Consider the following 17,550-nt stretch of genomic DNA (forward strand, 5'->3'; position numbering starts at 1 on the left):
CATGAAAATCACTTCTTTATTTTCCGATAAACCTTATAGTGCGCTCGCTATTGCGGTCTGCTTTGCGGTGATGCTGATCCTGCCTTGGTTACATTTACTACCAGTCGATTCAGCCTTTCATCTCTCTGCGTATTGGGTCACCTTGATTGGCAAAATCATGTGTTTGGCTTTGGTGGCTTTGGCGTTGGACTTGGTTTGGGGTTATGCAGGCATTTTAAGCCTAGGCCATGGCTTGTACTTTGCCCTTGGTGGCTACGCGTTTGGTATGTATCTGATGCGCCAGACGGCAGGTGACAGCCTGCCTGACTTTATGCGTTTTTTAAGTTGGACTGAACTGCCGTGGTATTGGGTGGGCAGCAATCATTTCTTATGGGCTTTGGCCTTGGTGGTGTTGGTGCCCGGTGTGGTGGCCTTCATCTTTGGTTTCTTTGCCTTTCGCTCCAAGATTAAAGGCGTGTATTTCTCGATTATTACGCAGGCCATGACATTTGCTGCGGCACTGTTATTTTTCCGCAATGAAACAGGCTTTGGCGGAAACAATGGGTTTACAGGCTTTAAGACTATTTTAGGCATGGACATCACTTCTGCTCCCATGCGTGCCACCTTATGTTCCTTAACGGCTTTGGTGTTGATGCTGTGCTTTGTGGGTCTGCGTCATTTAATGAATAAACCCTACGGTCGTGTGCTGGGGGCGATTCGGGACAGTGAAAACCGCTTGCAGTACTTGGGCTATCGTACGCTGTGGTACAAGCTTTCTGCATGGGTGCTGTCCGCAGTGATTGCAGGTATTGCAGGAGCATTGTATGTGCCTCAGGCTGGCATTATTAACCCGAGTGAAATGAACCCCGTCAATTCGATTGAAATGGCGGTATGGGTGGCTGCGGGTGGGCGTGGCACCTTGATTGGACCCATTTTAGGTGCAGGGTTAATTAATGGCGTGAAAACCTATTTCACCGTGGCTTATCCAGAAGCATGGTTATTGATCTTGGGTGCTTTATTTATTGTGGTCACCATTTTCTTACCCAAAGGTGTCATTGGTCTATTTGACCGTTTTAAAAAGGAGCGTAGCGAATGAGTGAGCTAATACACCCTCATGGTGGCCATGCTTCAGACGGCTATGGACGTCCCAAAGAACAAGGTGCCGACTTCAGTCATGGGATTGCACTGTACTTGGAAAAAGTTAGTGTTTGGTTTGATGCTTTTCGTGCCTTAAATGATTTATCGCTATACATCCAAGAAGGGGAGCTACGCTGCATCATTGGGCCCAATGGGGCAGGTAAAACCACGCTAATGGATGTGATTACAGGTAAAACCCGACCAACCGAAGGCTCCGCTTTTTTTGGGCAAAACTATGATTTGGCCAAGATGAGTACCGAGCAAATTGCAGAAGCGGGCATTGGCCGTAAATTTCAAAAACCAACGGTATTTGAAAACTTTAGCGTGATGGAAAACTTACTGCTTGCTGCACCCAAAGATAAGCGGGTAAAGAAAAGCTTTTTTAGCAAACTTGGCCCCGATGCACAGCTGGCTTTGGACGAGTCCTTAGCGCAAATTCGCCTAGAAGAATGGGTACACAAACCTGCGGGGCTGTTGTCACATGGACAAAAGCAATGGTTGGAAATCGGCATGTTGCTTATGCAACGTCCTAAGCTGATCCTACTCGATGAACCTGTGGCCGGTATGACCGATGCCGAAACGGAACGAACCGCTGAGCTATGTTTAGAGTTAAAGAAAAATCACACCTTGGTGGTGGTTGAACATGACATGAGCTTTATCGACACCATCAGTGAAAAAGTGACGGTACTGGCTCAAGGGGCGATCTTAGCCGAAGGTACATTGGCTGAGGTACAGGCCAATGAGGATGTGATTGAGAAATATTTAGGACGTTAAGGAGCCGACGATGTTAGAAGTCAAAGACGTCAATCAGTTTTACGGTGGCAGCCATATTTTAAGAGATGTCTCCTTTCAAGCACCTGTAGGAGAGTGCTCCGTGGTGCTGGGGCGGAATGGCGTTGGGAAAACCACTTTACTTAAATGTTTAATGGGGATTTTACCGATTAAGTCCGGACAGATTTTACTTGATGGTCAGGACATCTCGAAAATGAGTCCCGAGCAACGCGTGCGTGCGGGTTTGGCTTATGTGCCGCAAGGGCGTGATATTTTTTCAACCTTAACGGTTGAAGAAAATATCCTGATTGGCATGGCCAAGTTTAAGGGGGCGAAAACTCGAAAAGTGCCTGAGCATTTGTATGAAATTTTCCCAATTTTAGATGAAATGAAGCACCGCCGAGGTGGGGATTTATCAGGGGGGCAGCAGCAGCAACTGGCCATTGCGCGTGCTTTAGCATCAGAGCCTCGGGTGTTAATTTTGGATGAGCCTACAGAAGGCATTCAACCTTCTATTATCAAAGACATTGGCCGAGTGATTCGTAAACTGGCGGATGGCGGCGACATGGCGGTGGTTTTGGTCGAACAGTTTTATGATTTTGCCGAGGAGCTGGCCGATGCATATACCGTCATGGCCCGTGGACAAGTGATTGCGCAAGGGGTAGGCTGTGAAATGCCTGCAAAAGGTATTCGAGAATTGGTAGCGATTTAAGCTTTTTTATTCTCCCCCTCTTCCAAAGGGAGAGGGGGAGAATAATGAAAATATTGAATATTGTATCGCGATCTTAGTCTACTTTTAGAAATAAACCGTCTGCCGAAACATTGTGCCCAAAACCACAGCTCATGGTATTGGTTTCGCTGACACGGATGGTGTGTCCCATTTTGGGATCGAAGGCGAACTTTAAATTAATTTTACAGTCGTCGACCTGATATTGCGCTTGAGTTCGATTGAGCGGCATTGTGGTTTCAAATTCACCAATATTGGGTCCGTAGATTAGACTGCGTAGTCCCATATAAAGACCATTAAATTCAATTTGATATACATTCTTAAGCGGTTTTACCTTAATCTGATTCCACTGCCCAAAGCCTGCATACTGCACATATTTACCTGCCAGTGTTGCTGACTGTTTAGGGGATGGCAGTTGCTTTAAATTAAATTGACTGGATTTAGACTCAGCATCACGCAAAAACCATGCTCTAGCCCAAAGCGGTTTTCCCAACTTGCTATAACTTAAACCGACATTGTTGTTGGCAATTTCGACATCACGTTCAGTGAGGGATACACCACTTTCAGGTTGATTCATTAAACAAAAAGACGACCACGTCGCCTGATACTGAAATTGTTCTAAGGCTTTTTGATATTGTTTTTGATCATAAAATTTCTTACCAGAGTTGGCAGAGCTTTTGACTTTAGCACAACCTTGGCGAAGTTCTTGTTCAAAGGTGTCGCCTGCTGAAGCGAGTGTGCTTACAGTCAAAAGTCCAATCAAGAATGGATACTTAGGCATGATTTGATTCCATTTTCGTTATGCTTTGAATAAAACATAGGGAGCTATTCGAAGTAAAGGGACAATCTTTAGGGGCTCGGAATTATTTAAGATAGAGGAATGATGGAAACTGAAAAATTACTCATACAAATTGTTTGAGCAGTGTGCTTTTAGACGCGTTAAGCTAATGGAAAGCAACAACAATAAGAGCAGCCATATGGACACATTATTATTAAGTATTCCGCCCAATGCTTTGGAAACGTTGATTTTAGAATCTATTTCTGTCGACGATGTGCTGAATTCGGAGCACATCGAGTCACATCTGCTTTTAGGTAAAAACTGGAAAATCTTACAGACCTTATTGCAAGGCAGTTTTAAGTCTGGCACTTCATTACTGGCTTTGAGTGTACAAGCCGAGCATCACTTGGCAGAGCGCCAAAAACAACTTACAGAGGTACTTTATAACACCGCGGTTCGTGTCGTTGAAGTCCAAGAAGCTTTAGAAAAATTGGATATCGATGACTTTAAAAAACATATGCAAACCACGTGTTTGAAACGCTTAGAACAGGAACATGGCATCCAGACCGAATCGATTGAATTGCAATTTGCCGAGTTGAGTTTAGTCTTTGCTCAGCTCAGAAACTTTTATGAACATGCGGCCAAGCATACGTATGCCGTGATCAGCGTCACCAGTGACAATTTAGTCCCGACCTCACTGATTTAACAGCAGTTGCATCAACACCAGATCACGCCATTGCCCAAACTTTTGTCCGACTTGGGGCATATAGCCAGTTTGTACAAAGCCAAACTTTTCATGCAAAGCAATTGAAGCCAGATTGGCGTGGTCAATCCCTGCAACCATGACATGCATGTGCTGCATTTTTGCTTGTTCAATCAAATACGCTAAAAGCTGTTGACCTAAGCCCTGACGGGCATAGTTGGGTGAAATATAAATTGAGTGCTCAACGGTATAACGATAGCCTGAAAAATTACGGAAGGTGGCATAGTCTGCAAAGCCTGCAATGGCCTGCGTTTCTTGGTCTTCCACCACGCAAAATGGAAATTGGTTTTGTTGAAAGTGTAGTAATTGTTTTTGGAAATGCGCTAAATCATAGGCATGTTCATTCCAAGTGGCCATGCCATGTAAGACTTCTGCATTATAAATGTTTTGGATCTCGGGCAGATCGTGTTCAGTGGCTGGACGAATGAGAAAAGACATGAGGGCAAGGTTGTATGCGTTGGGGGCTTTATCATGCTGCTTTTGCATAAAAAAAAGCAAGACAGAAGTCTTGCTTTTGGATATTCACAAAAGTGAATTAGAAGTGGTATTTGATTAATGCACTTACGTCATTTTGGTCTAAACCTTTGATGGCGTATTTGTTGTTCCAAACTGAGTGCTCAACACCCACATAAAGACGTGTATCTGGAGAAATGTGTTTACCCACATTCCATTTCCATTGAGTTGTCCAGTTTAACTCACTTGCATGATTTGCATTTTCACCTGTTGACCAGTCAAGGAAGCCGTCAATAAGAAAATCTTCTGAACCAAGTTTAACTGGGATACCGTAGGCAGCAGTCATTTGGTAGTCATCAGTAGTCCCTTTTTCATTGTCTGCTTTGTAGAAGTTAAGCTGAGCATATTGGAAATAAGGAATAGCAAGATCAAAACCAATACCATAGAGGTAGTTATTGAAGTCTGCACCTGGGTAGTTAGAGCTGTTCGCTTCCCATGTTCCTGCAATTAAAATATCTTTGATCGGACCAGCTTCTAATTTAGTCCCTGTCACTGCGCTTAAGCTTAAACGAGGAGAAAGCTCGAAATATGTGCTGTTTTCAAAGTCATTGTGAGCACGGTCAGCAAAGCCGAAAAAATCACCATATTTTAACTTAGCAGTATATTCTACAGTTGCAGTCGTTTGCTGGTTGTTGTCATCCATATTTACAGGATGAGCATAGTTTTCACCATATAAACCAGTGATGCTAAAGTCTTGCCAAATCGGCGCAGCTTGAGAAATTGCCGCAGCAGAAGATAATGCTACGAAAGCAGCAATTTGAGTCAGTTTCATGAATATTTCCCCAAAAAATCGGATACAGGATACCGATTATTAAGCAAAAATAAAGCCAAATTTGACGAACGTCATGGAAAATAGATATCAAAATGAGCCATTTTTTATACTTTTTTTACCAAATGGTTTAATGTTGCCTTTCAGGCATGACACTTAATTTGATATGGACCTTCTTGGAAAAAATGTTAGGTGATTGAATAATAAATTTAGCAATATCGACATGATACAGCTCGGGAAAATCCTAGAATGGAACAGGGTTTGCACTTATTTAGGGATGTTTGCAAAGAATGAATGATCGATGCTTGCAGTCATTCCTGCCGTAATTGAAGTTGTCATAATCATTAGATTTTTTTGTTCATTCTAGCCAATGAAGTCACCTGAATAGTAGAAGATGGAATCAAATCCATCTGTTTTTAGCCATGCAAGTAAGGGCTTGTCACAATAAGTATCCTTTTCATATTTTTTTAAAAATATCACTTGCATAATTTTCAGTTAGGCCCGATATTCAAAGGAGAAGGACACAGATCTGCAGACTCAAAAGTGTTCATCATTCAATCGATGGAGGTTACATTCCAAAGCAATTGAAGATGGTCGAATACTGTTAAAACAGTAAGTTACAAGTGTACCAAGAGATAAAAATCTTCGTACAACAAAAGAGTCGAATAAAGAAAGAGAGAGAGGATGTTATTTTATGAACATAGAAATCCGTACAGATAAAAACATTCAAAATAGTGACCGTTTAATTAGTTATATACGCGAAGAGCTGAATCAAGAATTTCAACGTCACAGTGAGCGCATTACCCACTTTTCAGTGCATCTAAGTGATGCCAATAGCCATAAAGGCGGAGATGACGACATTCAATGTATGATTGAAGCGCGTCCAGCAGGTTTAAAACCCGTGGTTGTAAATCATAAAGGTCATAATGTCGATACTGCGATTCATGGCGCGATCGATCGCCTTAAACGTAGTTTAGAACATACCTTTGAAAAAAATGATAAACCACGTGCTGGCCAACCTGTATATGCAGATCAGGATGATGGCCTAGTTGATGATGAGGAAGATTAAACCTCACCGAATTTAAAAAAAGCCCCTCAATTAGGGGCTTTTTTAATGCTGGGCACTCACTTTTATCCAACATTACGGATAACAAATGTCCCGTTTATTCGGCATAATAGAATAAACTGAATTGAAGAGCGTCATCTCCATGTTAACCGCGCAACAACAAGCTTTCGTGCAAGCACTTGAAGAATTAGATCTTCAACAAGTTCAACGTCTATTGACCGATGGGTTAAGTCTCAATTTTATCGATCCTGAAAAAGGACCTGTGATTTCTGTCTGGTCAGATGGCTTATTCAAATGGTGGGAAGCGATTTGCGAAGCGTATGAAGCAGGCGCACCGCTGTCAGAACAAGAAAAACAACAGACTCTAGCGGTACATTTAGACATTTTAGAACAACTGATTCATGGCAAAGCAAACTTGCATTTGTGGGATACAGAAGAAATTTATGGCCCACTTTGGGATGCTGCAAGTGCTGCATGTGCGCCCGCGGTCAAACGTTTATTGGATGAAAAAGTTGATCCAAACACCAAAGATGAAGATGGCTTAACTATTTTATCTTCAATTAGCGATTTATTCTTTGATTGTGAGTTTGACGAAATTAATTGGGCCGAAGCATTGGCTGAAGAAAAGCAAACCTTAGAGTTGCTTCGTCAGCATGGTGCAAAAATGACAAAAGAATTAGCTTAAACAGCGAGATCATCATGATGCAATTAAAACATTTAGGTTTATGTGTAGCCGCTGGGTTCAGTATGAATGCGATGGCTGCAGATTTTTCCTTTGACCGCCCAGGTTCGGGCATAGGGACAGGGATTACGCCTGTGGGACAGTTGGCTTGGGAGCAGGGCTTGGCCAATGCGCACTATGCTGAATCGACCACGGCTGATGGTGAAAAAGTCAAAACCACCAGCTTAAATGCAGATATGTTATTGCGCACAGGTTTAGCTGAAAACATCGAATTGCAATTGGGTTGGGCTGGGCCCTCTTGGCAACAAATGAAAGTGGCAGGCAATAAGTCTGAAACAGATGGTTTGGGGGATGTCAGTGTGGGTGTGAAAGCGGCGATTCCTTTGGATGATGAACGCTTGAGTATGGCGGTACTGGCTGAAGCGATTATTGCCACAGGTAATGATGGTTTCACCAATGAAGATGATATTTATAGTCTGTCATCTGTGGTTGCATACGATTATAGCGACCTCGTGTCGACATCCATCACCATGCGTTATGAAGTGCAAAATAGTGATTGGGCCATTTCTGCAATTCCGACTTTAGAATATCAATTTACCGATAAACTCAGTGGTTTTTCTGAATTGGTTTATCGTAAAGCAGAAAGTCAAGACAATGAATATGCGCTCGGTACAGGTGTCATGTATGCGGTGAATAATCGGATGCAGTTGGACGCAAGTGTTGGTGTCGACTTAAATGGTTCAGATAAAAGTTATTATTCAGGCCTTGGTGTCTCATACTTATTTTAATTAGAAAAAAGAACATATTATGAAAAAGCATCTTCATCTGAAACAGGGGATGAGCGGCAAAACGTGGTATCTGGCGCTGTCAGTATTGATCATCAATCTGTGTATCTGGGCCAGTATCCTAAACGTTCATGCGGAAACTCCACTCCTTTCAGCTGAAGATGCTTTTCCATTTACAGTGGAATCCACGACTGAGCATACCGCTCAACTGCACTGGAATATCCCTGAACAGTATTATCTGTATCAGCACAAATTTGAAGTACAGCAGGCGGGTCAGCCCCTTAAGCTTGAGCTGCCGCCTGCGCATGATTTGTATGATGAAAACTATGGACACACCCAAGTTTATTATCAACAAGTGCAATTTGACTTAGACACACAGGCTTCACAAACTTATAAGGTGACTTGGCAAGGCTGTGCCAAAGATCGCATTTGCTATCCACCGCAAAGTATTGAGTTTAAAACTGATGTTAATGGCTTGGTCAGCCTACAAGATCAAGCGGGTGGATCAAAACGACTGCTAGATTTAGCCGCGCAGTCGAATCCGCAATTTGAGCCGATCAACCCCACAGTCACTGCTGAACCCGTTGTAATAGCTTCCGATGCGATTGCTGCGCAAGATCAAATTTGGTCTGAAGAGTTAGCCAAAAGCTCATTGGCCTATGGTTTATTACTGTTCTTTGGCCTCGGGATATTACTCGCGTTTACGCCGTGTTCTTTACCGATGTTGCCGATTTTAACCTCTTTAATTATTCGCGATAGCAAAGGCCTCAAAGCATGGATGATTGCGTTGGTCTTTGTGTGCAGTATGGCCATGGTCTATGCCATTTTGGGCTTGGTGGCCTCATCTGCGGGTTTGAACTTCCAGCGTTGGTTACAACAGCCATCCACCCTGATTGCTTTTAGCATTCTTTTTGTTTTATTCGCGCTCAATCTATTTGGTTTGTTTGAACTTAAACTGCCGCAAGCCGTGGTGAATAAACTCGATCATATCCAGTCTATGCAAAAGGGTGGGAGTCTGATCAGTGCTGCGATTATGGGCATGATCTCTGCGCTGTTAGTTGGACCGTGTATGACGGCACCTTTGGCAGGCGCTTTACTGTTTATTTCGCAAACACAAAGCCAGTGGCAAGGGGCCATTTTGTTGTTCACCTTAGGCTTTGGTATGGGTACACCATTGTTATTGGCAAGCGTACTGGGTGCTAAGGTATTGCCTCGTGCTGGGCTGTGGATGAATCAGGTTCGGGTATTCTTTGCTTTCATCATGTTGGCTTTGGCGCTGTATTTTGTGCGTCCTTTGCTTTCTGAAACATGGATGCAAGCACTGAGTCTGCTGCTAGGCTTGAGCTTTATTATTTATGTGTTGTATCGTTTGATGTGGCATAAAACTCAGTTGCGTATGCTGTACATCGTGGCTCTAGTCATTGGCGGGACGTACATTGCCTATAGCCAATATCAGCAGAGTCAGCGTTTCTTTGAAGCGCCAGTGGCTGCATCTGCGCGTTGGCATATGGCAGCGACGGCAACGGAGTTTAAGCAGCTCTTGGCACAAGCACCAAAAGGTCAAAAGATCATTATCGATGTCTATGCTGATTGGTGTGTTGCTTGTCAGCCGATTGAACACCGTATATTAAAGTCTGCAACGGTACAGAAAGCGCTTGCGCCATATTATTTGATTAAATTGGATTTGAGTCATTACGATGCAACCCATCAAGTGCTCTTAAACCAGTGGGATATTTTAGGACCACCGACCTATTTATTCTTAGATGCCTCACAACAAGAAATTCGTGGTTTACGTTTAACCGGTGCATTTACTGAGGCTGAACTTTTAGCTCAATTACAACGTTTTTAAACCTGAGGGAGAGCGGGTATGCAACGTTTATATATTGCCAATAAAAATTACTCCAGTTGGTCGATGCGAGCGTGGTTGGTCTTGACTGCATTTGATCTGGATTTTGAAGAGGTACTGGTTCGCTTTGATGCGACAAACCCCAGTTTTAAAGAGCAACTGTCCCACATTCATTCCAATGCTAAAGTGCCCGTATTGGACGTGGGCGAATTTCAAATTTGGGACTCTTTAGCCGTCTGTGAATATTTGGCCGAGCAAAATCTAGATTTAGCCCTGTGGCCTAAACAGGCCCATTTGAGAGCACAAGCACGGAGTATCAGTTGTGAGATGCACAGTAGTTTTATGGCACTACGCCAATTGTGCCCCATGAATATTCAAGCGCAGTACAGCATAGCTGAGGGGCTAGCTTTGTGTGCGCAGCATGCTGAATTAAGAGCAGATGTCGAACGAATTGAACAAATTTGGGCACAGCGTTCGGATGAGCATACCTTTTTATTTGGTGATTTTTCTATAGCCGATGCCTTCTATGCCCCTGTAGTGATGCGTTTCAAGAGTTATGCACTACCTGTATCTGAACGCAGCCAGCAGTATATGCAACACATTATGCAGCATCCTGCGGTCATACAATGGGTCGACGCGGCACGGGCAGAAGCCGTTTAGTTAGGTGAAATGTGCTGTGTGTCTGCACATACGGCGCTATATTTGATCTCACTGGGATTGATTTCTAAATAGCATTTGATTTGATTACGTCCACTGGCTTTAGCGGCATAGAGTGCTTTGTCTGCTTGATCCAAAAGCTGTTGCGGTTTCAATTTATCCGTCGCTAGGGCAATGCCGAAACTGGCAGTAATGCGAATTGCACGTCCATCTTCATTTTGAATCACTAAATCTTCAATGGCTGCACGGCAACGTTCCGCGATTTGACGAGCTTTAAGGGCAGAGGACTGCTTTAAAATGAGTATAAATTCTTCACCCCCAAAACGGCCCACTACATCACTTTCACGCAAATGAAGGCCTAATTTTTGACTTACGGCAATCAGAACCGTATCTCCCATATGATGTCCAAATTGGTCATTGATGCTTTTAAAATGATCGAGATCTAAGAGGATAACCGCATAGGGATTCTGCGGATCTTGCTGATGCAAATACTCCAAACTTTGGCTAATACGACGACGGTTAAATGTATTGGTTAGTGGGTCGATCTGACTTAAATGTTGAATGAGTCGTTCACGATGTCGCCATTGGCTAAGTAAAATTTCAAATAAAATCAGACAAGTGATTAGGATGGGAATAACGAAATACAGCATCGACAGGAGCCAAAACCCATTGAGAAAGAGTTGGCCATCAATCTGAAAAATAGGAGCATAAGGAATCACATCAATAAAACTGAGGTAGCCTGAGACGATTAAGAAGCATGTAGCAGGAACTAACATCACATACACGATCTTTCGCTCAAACAACACCAAACCCACAGCGATCAGACAAATATAGACCACCATAGTGACAGGGCTAAACACCCCAATCATATAACCGTTATAGCAAAGTGAGATGATTAAAATTCCAATCGCAATATAAGGTAGGAATCGTTGCACCCAAGCTTGTTTTTGTAGGGCATAACAAGGGGAAATCAAACCCAATAACATGATGAAAAAAATGGAATTAATAACGAATTTGTGGTGCAAAAGTTCAACATTAATGACATGCCAGTAGTCTGAATTGAGGAGTACAAAAGTCTCCCAAACTAACCAGATCAAATTGACATAACAGCCGAGAACAAGGATTAAAATACACTTTTTCAAGGTATCCCAGTTCATAATCACTTCCTCTTCAAGTAGATAACGAGAAAGTTTGCTGCTTCTTAGCTGTTTAGATATTGAGAACCATGAACTCATTCAATCGTTTCATCCTTGATATATCCGCTTTGTTTTTTAAATAATGCGATTGATTTCTTATACATTGCTTTCAACATATCACAATCTTATAAAAAGACGGTATCAAAGGTGACGAACTGAGTATGTAGCTCAGCAGGGAAAGACCATTCTATTTTTAGAACATAGTGTTTTGAATAGGCCTATTATTCTAAGGATAATCTTATTTTAAAATGCAACTATTCAATAAAGATTATGTTGGAACATCCCATGAAAGTTTTACATATTGATTCAAGTATTATGGCGGATGCTTCTGTGTCTCGTCAGTTGAGCCAAGCCATTGTTTCGCAACTCAGCGAAAAGCATGCGCAAGTTGAGGTTGAATATTTGGATTTGGCAACGCAACCGATTCCACATTTAGACGCAGAAATTTTAATGGGTCAAAATGCAGAACAATCGGCTCTGGGCGAGCGTATTATTCAACAGTACTTAGATGCGGACGTTGTGGTGATTGGTGCGGCGATGTATAACTTCGGGATTACTTCGACTTTAAAAGCATGGATTGACCGCATTAGTATTGCAGGTCGTACTTTCAAATATACTGAAAATGGCCCGGTCGGTTTGGCTGGTGACAAGAAAGCCTATATTGCCAGTAGTCGCGGTGGTGTCTATGGTGAAAATAGTCCTGTTGACTTCCAAGAAGGCTTCTTAAAAACCGTCTTTAATTTTACCGGTGTGACCGATGTTGAAATCATTCGTGCTGAAGGCGTGAATATGGGCCCAGAGTTGAAAGATAAAGCCATTGCAGCAGCTTTAGCGCAGGTGCAAGCGATTTAATAACAATAACTGTAGTTCCATGATTCCTCATTTGGTCAGCTTTAAGCTGACCTTTTTTTATGCGGAATTTGTCTAGTCTTGGTCGAGCGCTTGAGCAAACGTTGCGATATCATCCAATGCCATTTTAGCTTCTGGAAACCATGCATTAAACATTTGAAAGTTATGCCACATGCCTGTGTAAAGTTTAAATGTCACATCTACACCTGCCTTGGTCGCTTTATCTCTAAACCGCTGGGCATCGTCCAAGAGAATTTCTTTCGAACCGACTTGTACAAGGGTAGGCGGGAGGTCTGCTAAATCATCAAATAAGGGTGAAACGAGTGGGTCGGCGGGGTCGATTTGCTCTGGAACATAATAGTCGATGCCTGTTTCAAGGGCTTCGATGGATAACAGTGCATCGAGCTTGCTGTTATAGCGAATAGATTCACTGGTTAAGCTTAAATCCAAAAATGGCGAAAGCAGAATCAGCCCACTGACTTGAGGGCGTTGCTCATCACGAATGCGCAGCGCCAAGGCTAGCGCTAAATTTGCACCACATGAATCCCCTGATAAAATAATATCTTTGGCTTGTATCCCTTGCTCCAATAACAGCAGATAAACATCAAACAGCGCATCAATGGCTTCAGGATAGGGATATTCAGGCGACAAAGGGTAGTCAAGGTGAATGACTTGCATTTGTGTGCTGGCTGCAAGGTCTGAGACAAACGCACGGTGGGTATTCATTGAACCTAAAAAGAAAGCTCCACCATGAATATGCAAAATGAGCTGAGTGGCTTCAGTTTCAGGTTTTAACTCTTCCGCACGCAGGCCTGCAAGACGTAGAGGACGAATCTGGATAGACTTATTGAGCGGAAATGCACGACACATTTGTTCAAGAAGAAAACGCTGACTACTGGGTGGGAGACTAAAGCGACTTGGGGTTCGAATCGTGGTTTTTAAAAACTGCTCTGTAATGATTTGTTTCCATGGATCGGCAATCTTCATAGTTATTCCATTTTGTTATTTGTTTTACCTTGAGTTTGTGTATTTACCAACATAATTTACAAGGTTACACTAATTGGTCACATTGAAAAATTGAAAAATTGTTGTGACTTTTTAATAATGATAGTCGTCTATACTAGACTAGGGAAATGACAAAAATGAAAAAAATTGCACTTGCGTTAAGCGTACTAGGATTAACCGCTCTAGCTCATGCAGCAGATCCGCTGAATGGCACTGTTTGGAAAACGATTGATGACAAAACTAAACAAGCGAAAGCCTTGGTTAAATTCACTGAGCAAAAAAATGGAACTTTAACTGCGAGTATTCAAGGTATTTTGACGCCAGGTGAAGAAAATGCATGTACCAAGTGTGAAGGCCCATACAAAAACAAATCGTTGAAAGGTTTAACGATTGTACATGGTCTGAAAAATGTGGGTGGTACAAGCTATGACGGTGGATCAATTTTAGATCCGCAAACGGGCAAAACTTATAAATTAAAAGGCAACATTGCTGCTGGTGGTAAAAAACTAGAGCTTCGTGGCTACATTGGTGTGGCTGCATTAGGCCGTAACCAAACTTGGATTCGCGCGAACTAATCCCATCCAACAAAAAAAGCCGAGCAATTGCTCGGCTTTTTATTTTTTGTTAAGCCTTCAAGGCACGAATTGCATCTTCATTGAAACCCACAATAAAACCATCGGGTGTTGCAATCACGGGGCGCTTGATGAGACTGTTATGTGTGGTGAGAGCATCAATCAGTCCTTGCTCTGAAGCTAAAGCAGTGTCTTGTTCTGCTTCAGTCAGCTTACGCCAAGTGGTACCTTTCTTATTCAGGACCACATCTGCCCCAATCTGATCGAGCCATGTTTTGACAGTCGTAGCATCAATGCCTTGTTTTTTATAATCATGAAACTCATACGCTAAACCTAACTCATTCAGTAGGTCGAATGCTTTTTTCATTGAATTACAATTTTTAATGCCATACACGTTTAACATGGAAAACCCTTCTGAATTTTAAGCTGGGTTTAGAGTAACGGAAAAAGCAGAGCAGCTCTAGTGTCGCGATTTAAGCCAATAGCGTCATCGTCTTGTCATAAAAGCGTTTTAGAATTAAATCAAAGAAAAATAGAATACAAAAAGAAGAAGCATTAAAAAAAGGCAGAGACTAAAAAAGAGAAAACCCGCATTTAATCATCCTGATCATGCGGGTCTCATTACAACGTCCATTGTCACATCCTTGAAAACCAACTATTTCCATAGTTCGTTTTAATTTCATCCTACGGCGTCCTGTCCTTGTGCTGTCATCCTGACATCGTCCCTTTGCCGTGGAAACATAATGCATTGATTGATTGATCAGAAAAAGACTCAAAAAACGGCAGATAATGTAGGTTAAAAACTCATATCCAGTAAACAGTTGTTCACTGGATATGAGCTAAATATTTACATTTATCTAGATTTTGTAGTCAATAATGACAGGTGCATGGTCGCTAAACCATGTTTCTTTATAGACCCAAGCATTGACTGTACGGGCTTTCCAGTCAGGTGAGCACGCTTGATAGTCAATGCGCCAGCCCACGTTCTTCGCACGGGCTTGTCCACGGTTTGACCACCACGAATAAAGCTCAGCTTCTGGACGTACTTCACGGAAAGTATCGACATAGCCAAGTTCATCATAAATATGATCGAGCCAAGCGCGTTCGTGCGGTAAGCAGCCTGAGGCTTTTTGATTGCCTGACCAGTTTTTAATGTCGATGCGTTTATGCACGATGTTGTAGTCACCACAGACAATCAAGGATTTATTTTCATCGCGCCATTGTTTCAAAATTTGTTTGTATTCTTCTAAGAAGTGGTCTTTACGTACTTGTGCTTCTTCACCAGAAGAACCCGATGGTAAATAGAGTGAACAAATATGCACGTTTTGGTCTAAGCCTAAGTCAAACTCAGCCGAAATAAAGCGGCCTTGAGAATCGGCTAATTCAAAACCAAGCCCATCAGTAACTGAAACAAATGGTAAACGGCTATAAATAGCAGTGCCAGCATACCCTGGACGTTCAGCAGGGAACAGGTGAGTATGCCAGCCTTCAGGTTTAAATTTATCGGTCCATTGTTCGTGGGTGATGCGAGATTCTTGCATGCAAATCACATCAGCATCTGATGTGGCAATCCAATCAAAAATCCCTTTTTTTTCTGCAGAACGTAGACCATTTACGTTAATTGAAACCACACGTAAAATTTTTTGATCACTTGGATAGCTACTCTTTGGTATCATGCGCAAGTCTTACCTCAATTTGAAAATACGGAGCACCGCATGACAACGCAAGCGACATTTAACCCTCAAGCTTTTATCGAACTCGCATTATCACGTGGCGTGCTTAAATTTGGTGAGTTTACTTTAAAATCGGGTCGTGTGAGTCCTTATTTTTTTAATGCAGGTCTACTCAATGACGGTGAAGCCTTGTCATTACTGGCATCTGGCTATGCAGCCAAACTGACAGAATGCAACAATGTTGAGGTGGTCTTTGGTCCTGCGTACAAAGGGATTCCTTTTGTTGCTGCAACAGCGGTGGCCTTGTCACAAAATCATGGGGTGAGTGTGCCTTGGGGTTTCAACCGTAAAGAAGCCAAAGATCATGGTGAAGGCGGGGTCTTGGTTGGTGCGTCCGTTGCAGGCCAAAAAGTCTGGATTATTGATGACGTGATTACTGCGGGTACAGCGATCCGTGAAGTAGTCACCATTTTGAAAAATGCAGGTGCGCAGATTGCAGGTGTGTTGGTGGCATTAGACCGCCAAGAAAAAGGTCAAGGTGAACTGTCTGCGATTCAAGAAGTCCAAAAAGAATTGGAAATTCCTGTGCATGCATTGGTGACCATGAAAGATTTGATGAATTATTTAGAGGCTAAAGGTGAGACAGAAGCTTTAGCAAAAATGGAAGCCTATCGCGTGAAATATGGCGTCTAAACGTTGAAACAAAAAAAGGAAGCTTGCTTCGGCTTCCTTTTTTATTCGCTCTCTTTTATGGTTAGTGTTTGGCTATGCGCCCCTTCCCAGCCAATCATCGCAGTTTTACGTGTTGTCCCCCACATATAGCCGCCACGTTGCCCTGAAGACTGAATGACCCGATGGCAGGGAATTAAAAAGGCAACGGGATTGCTGCCAATTGCTGTTCCGACCGCTCGTGAGGCACGCTTTTGCCCAATCTCTTGAGCAATATGTGCATAACTGCTGAGCTGTCCCATGGGAATTTTGAGCAGACTTTGCCAGACCTTGAGCTGAAAGTCGGTGCCTTTCAGATGCAGTTTAATCTCTGATAAGCTGTTTTGATCTTGCTGAAAAATCGCGAGTGCTTTGCGTTGTAATTCATCCTGATCTTCAATAAATGTCGCACGTGGGAACTGTTTTTTCAGATAGACCAATGCATCCCGATCTACTTCGGTAAAGGCCATATGACAAATCCCTTTAGGGGTCGAGGCAATAATGACGGAGCCAAAAATGGTTTCGGCAAAACTATAGTGAATGTGGAGTGCTTCACCGCCCTGTTTATATTCTGCGGGCGTCATACCTTCGATTTGGACAAATAAATCATGCAATCGGCTGGTACTGGAAAGGCCAGTGTCAAAAGTTGCTGCAAAAATATTATTTTCTGTGTGATTTTTCAAAACCGACTTTGCATATTCCACACTAATATATTGTAGAAATTTCTTCGGGCTAATGCCTGCCCATTCGCTAAAGATACGCTGAAAATGCGTAGGACTTAAATGAACGTGTTCTGCAATCTCAGCCAAACTGGGTTGCTGTTTGAAGTTTTGTTCAATGTATTCAATTGCCTTTGCCACACGTGCGTAATTGCTATGTTCTGTCATGATTACTCGCGGAAATCATTTAACTTAAGAAAACACTAACAAATCCAGCGAGGCCTGAAAATCCGTTTCTTGCGCTTTATAACAAAAGGTTCGAAGCGTTTATTGATTGGCTTAGTCATCCATTGCTAAGCATAAAAAAGCGGAACAGCGACCTGTTCCGCTTGAGATGGCGTTTTAACTAAGTGGG

20 protein-coding genes and 1 pseudogene are annotated in these 17,550 nt (G+C 42.6%); 12 read left to right on the top strand and 9 right to left on the bottom strand.

Annotated elements, in window-relative coordinates:
• Position 1: 1 nt before the first annotated feature.
• The 3 genes from urtC to urtE are packed head-to-tail and all read left to right on the top strand — an operon-like array spanning position 2 to position 2,599.
• On the top strand, positions 2-1,075 hold the full coding sequence (urtC, locus tag ACY3FQ_RS00365) for an urea ABC transporter permease subunit UrtC (protein ID WP_005401483.1): 1,074 nt from the start codon (positions 2-4) through the stop codon (positions 1,073-1,075).
• Positions 1,072-1,890: an urea ABC transporter ATP-binding protein UrtD gene (urtD, locus tag ACY3FQ_RS00370; protein WP_489773493.1), complete on the top strand. Its 819-nt coding sequence runs from the start codon at positions 1,072-1,074 to the stop codon at positions 1,888-1,890. Before urtC ends, urtD begins: the two co-directional genes overlap by 4 nt.
• A gap of 10 nt (positions 1,891-1,900) precedes the next feature.
• Entirely contained in the window at positions 1,901-2,599 is a 699-nt protein-coding gene (gene urtE, locus ACY3FQ_RS00375) for an urea ABC transporter ATP-binding subunit UrtE (RefSeq protein ID WP_489773494.1), read from the top strand.
• Between the two features lie 73 nt (positions 2,600-2,672).
• Here urtE and ACY3FQ_RS00380 read toward each other — a convergent pair whose 3' ends face one another.
• Positions 2,673-3,395, bottom strand: coding sequence for a hypothetical protein (locus ACY3FQ_RS00380; RefSeq protein WP_281199345.1), 723 nt, complete (start codon positions 3,393-3,395; stop codon positions 2,673-2,675).
• 196 nt (positions 3,396-3,591) lie between these two features.
• Here ACY3FQ_RS00380 and ACY3FQ_RS00385 point away from each other — a divergent pair, with 196 nt between their 5' ends.
• Complete coding sequence (locus ACY3FQ_RS00385) at positions 3,592-4,098, top strand: DUF1877 family protein (protein WP_489773495.1); 507 nt, start codon at positions 3,592-3,594, stop codon at positions 4,096-4,098.
• On the opposite strand, the gene ACY3FQ_RS00390 is transcribed toward ACY3FQ_RS00385, so the two are convergent.
• From ACY3FQ_RS00390 to ACY3FQ_RS00400, 3 genes and pseudogenes are all read right to left on the bottom strand, one after another.
• Positions 4,087-4,641, bottom strand: coding sequence for a GNAT family N-acetyltransferase (locus ACY3FQ_RS00390; RefSeq protein WP_489773496.1), 555 nt, complete (start codon positions 4,639-4,641; stop codon positions 4,087-4,089). The genes ACY3FQ_RS00385 and ACY3FQ_RS00390 overlap by 12 nt on opposite strands.
• 49 nt (positions 4,642-4,690) lie before the next feature.
• Positions 4,691-5,440 carry an outer membrane protein OmpK gene (locus ACY3FQ_RS00395; RefSeq protein WP_489773497.1) on the bottom strand — a complete coding sequence of 250 codons (750 nt, stop codon included), beginning with the start codon at positions 5,438-5,440 and terminating at the stop codon, positions 4,691-4,693.
• A gap of 153 nt (positions 5,441-5,593) precedes the next feature.
• Positions 5,594-5,800 (bottom strand): annotated as a pseudogene (locus ACY3FQ_RS00400) (purine permease); the annotation flags it as partial.
• Between the two features lie 331 nt (positions 5,801-6,131).
• Here ACY3FQ_RS00400 and ACY3FQ_RS00405 point away from each other — a divergent pair.
• The 5 genes from ACY3FQ_RS00405 to ACY3FQ_RS00425 all read left to right on the top strand — a co-directional run bounded on the left by ACY3FQ_RS00405 (position 6,132) and on the right by ACY3FQ_RS00425 (position 10,476).
• The gene (locus tag ACY3FQ_RS00405; protein WP_004691760.1) at positions 6,132-6,506 is read left to right on the top strand and encodes an HPF/RaiA family ribosome-associated protein; all 375 of its coding nucleotides are present in this window, start codon (positions 6,132-6,134) and stop codon (positions 6,504-6,506) included.
• Between the two features lie 139 nt (positions 6,507-6,645).
• Positions 6,646-7,188 carry a hypothetical protein gene (locus tag ACY3FQ_RS00410; protein WP_004978318.1) on the top strand — a complete coding sequence of 181 codons (543 nt, stop codon included), beginning with the start codon at positions 6,646-6,648 and terminating at the stop codon, positions 7,186-7,188.
• Between the two features lie 14 nt (positions 7,189-7,202).
• The gene (locus tag ACY3FQ_RS00415) at positions 7,203-7,973 is read left to right on the top strand and encodes a transporter (protein ID WP_004978317.1); all 771 of its coding nucleotides are present in this window, start codon (positions 7,203-7,205) and stop codon (positions 7,971-7,973) included.
• A gap of 19 nt (positions 7,974-7,992) precedes the next feature.
• On the top strand, positions 7,993-9,819 hold the full coding sequence (dsbD, locus tag ACY3FQ_RS00420; protein ID WP_489773498.1) for a protein-disulfide reductase DsbD: 1,827 nt from the start codon (positions 7,993-7,995) through the stop codon (positions 9,817-9,819).
• 18 nt (positions 9,820-9,837) lie between these two features.
• On the top strand, positions 9,838-10,476 hold the full coding sequence (locus ACY3FQ_RS00425; RefSeq protein WP_489773499.1) for a glutathione S-transferase family protein: 639 nt from the start codon (positions 9,838-9,840) through the stop codon (positions 10,474-10,476).
• Here ACY3FQ_RS00425 and ACY3FQ_RS00430 read toward each other — a convergent pair.
• The gene (locus ACY3FQ_RS00430) at positions 10,473-11,708 is read right to left on the bottom strand and encodes a GGDEF domain-containing protein (protein ID WP_489773500.1); all 1,236 of its coding nucleotides are present in this window, start codon (positions 11,706-11,708) and stop codon (positions 10,473-10,475) included. The two genes, ACY3FQ_RS00425 and ACY3FQ_RS00430, sit on opposite strands and share 4 nt — an antisense overlap.
• Positions 11,709-11,954: 246 nt before the next feature.
• On the opposite strand from ACY3FQ_RS00430, the gene ACY3FQ_RS00435 reads away from it, so the two are divergent.
• Positions 11,955-12,521 (top strand): FMN-dependent NADH-azoreductase, encoded by a 567-nt coding sequence (locus ACY3FQ_RS00435; RefSeq protein ID WP_224468030.1) that lies wholly within the window; start codon positions 11,955-11,957, stop codon positions 12,519-12,521.
• 72 nt (positions 12,522-12,593) lie between these two features.
• Here the strand turns inward: ACY3FQ_RS00435 and ACY3FQ_RS00440 are convergent, their stop codons facing one another.
• Positions 12,594-13,505, bottom strand: coding sequence for an alpha/beta hydrolase (locus ACY3FQ_RS00440; protein WP_489773501.1), 912 nt, complete (start codon positions 13,503-13,505; stop codon positions 12,594-12,596).
• 155 nt (positions 13,506-13,660) lie between these two features.
• On the opposite strand from ACY3FQ_RS00440, the gene ACY3FQ_RS00445 reads away from it, so the two are divergent.
• Positions 13,661-14,098: a DUF2147 domain-containing protein gene (locus tag ACY3FQ_RS00445; RefSeq protein ID WP_005401494.1), complete on the top strand. Its 438-nt coding sequence runs from the start codon at positions 13,661-13,663 to the stop codon at positions 14,096-14,098.
• A gap of 49 nt (positions 14,099-14,147) precedes the next feature.
• Here ACY3FQ_RS00445 and ACY3FQ_RS00450 read toward each other — a convergent pair whose 3' ends face one another.
• Positions 14,148-14,498, bottom strand: a complete 351-nt coding sequence (locus ACY3FQ_RS00450) for a Spx/MgsR family RNA polymerase-binding regulatory protein (RefSeq protein ID WP_062031925.1) — start codon at positions 14,496-14,498, stop codon at positions 14,148-14,150.
• Positions 14,499-14,952: 454 nt separating this feature from the next.
• The gene (locus ACY3FQ_RS00455) at positions 14,953-15,771 is read right to left on the bottom strand and encodes an exodeoxyribonuclease III (RefSeq protein ID WP_489773502.1); all 819 of its coding nucleotides are present in this window, start codon (positions 15,769-15,771) and stop codon (positions 14,953-14,955) included.
• A gap of 39 nt (positions 15,772-15,810) precedes the next feature.
• Here ACY3FQ_RS00455 and pyrE point away from each other — a divergent pair, with 39 nt between their 5' ends.
• Positions 15,811-16,461 (top strand): orotate phosphoribosyltransferase, encoded by a 651-nt coding sequence (gene pyrE / locus ACY3FQ_RS00460; RefSeq protein WP_087011901.1) that lies wholly within the window; start codon positions 15,811-15,813, stop codon positions 16,459-16,461.
• A gap of 41 nt (positions 16,462-16,502) precedes the next feature.
• On the opposite strand, the gene ACY3FQ_RS00465 is transcribed toward pyrE, so the two are convergent.
• Complete coding sequence (locus ACY3FQ_RS00465; RefSeq protein WP_148825318.1) at positions 16,503-17,363, bottom strand: methylated-DNA--[protein]-cysteine S-methyltransferase; 861 nt, start codon at positions 17,361-17,363, stop codon at positions 16,503-16,505.
• Positions 17,364-17,550 lie beyond the last annotated feature (187 nt).

Source organism: Acinetobacter sp. AB03 (assembly GCF_058107045.1).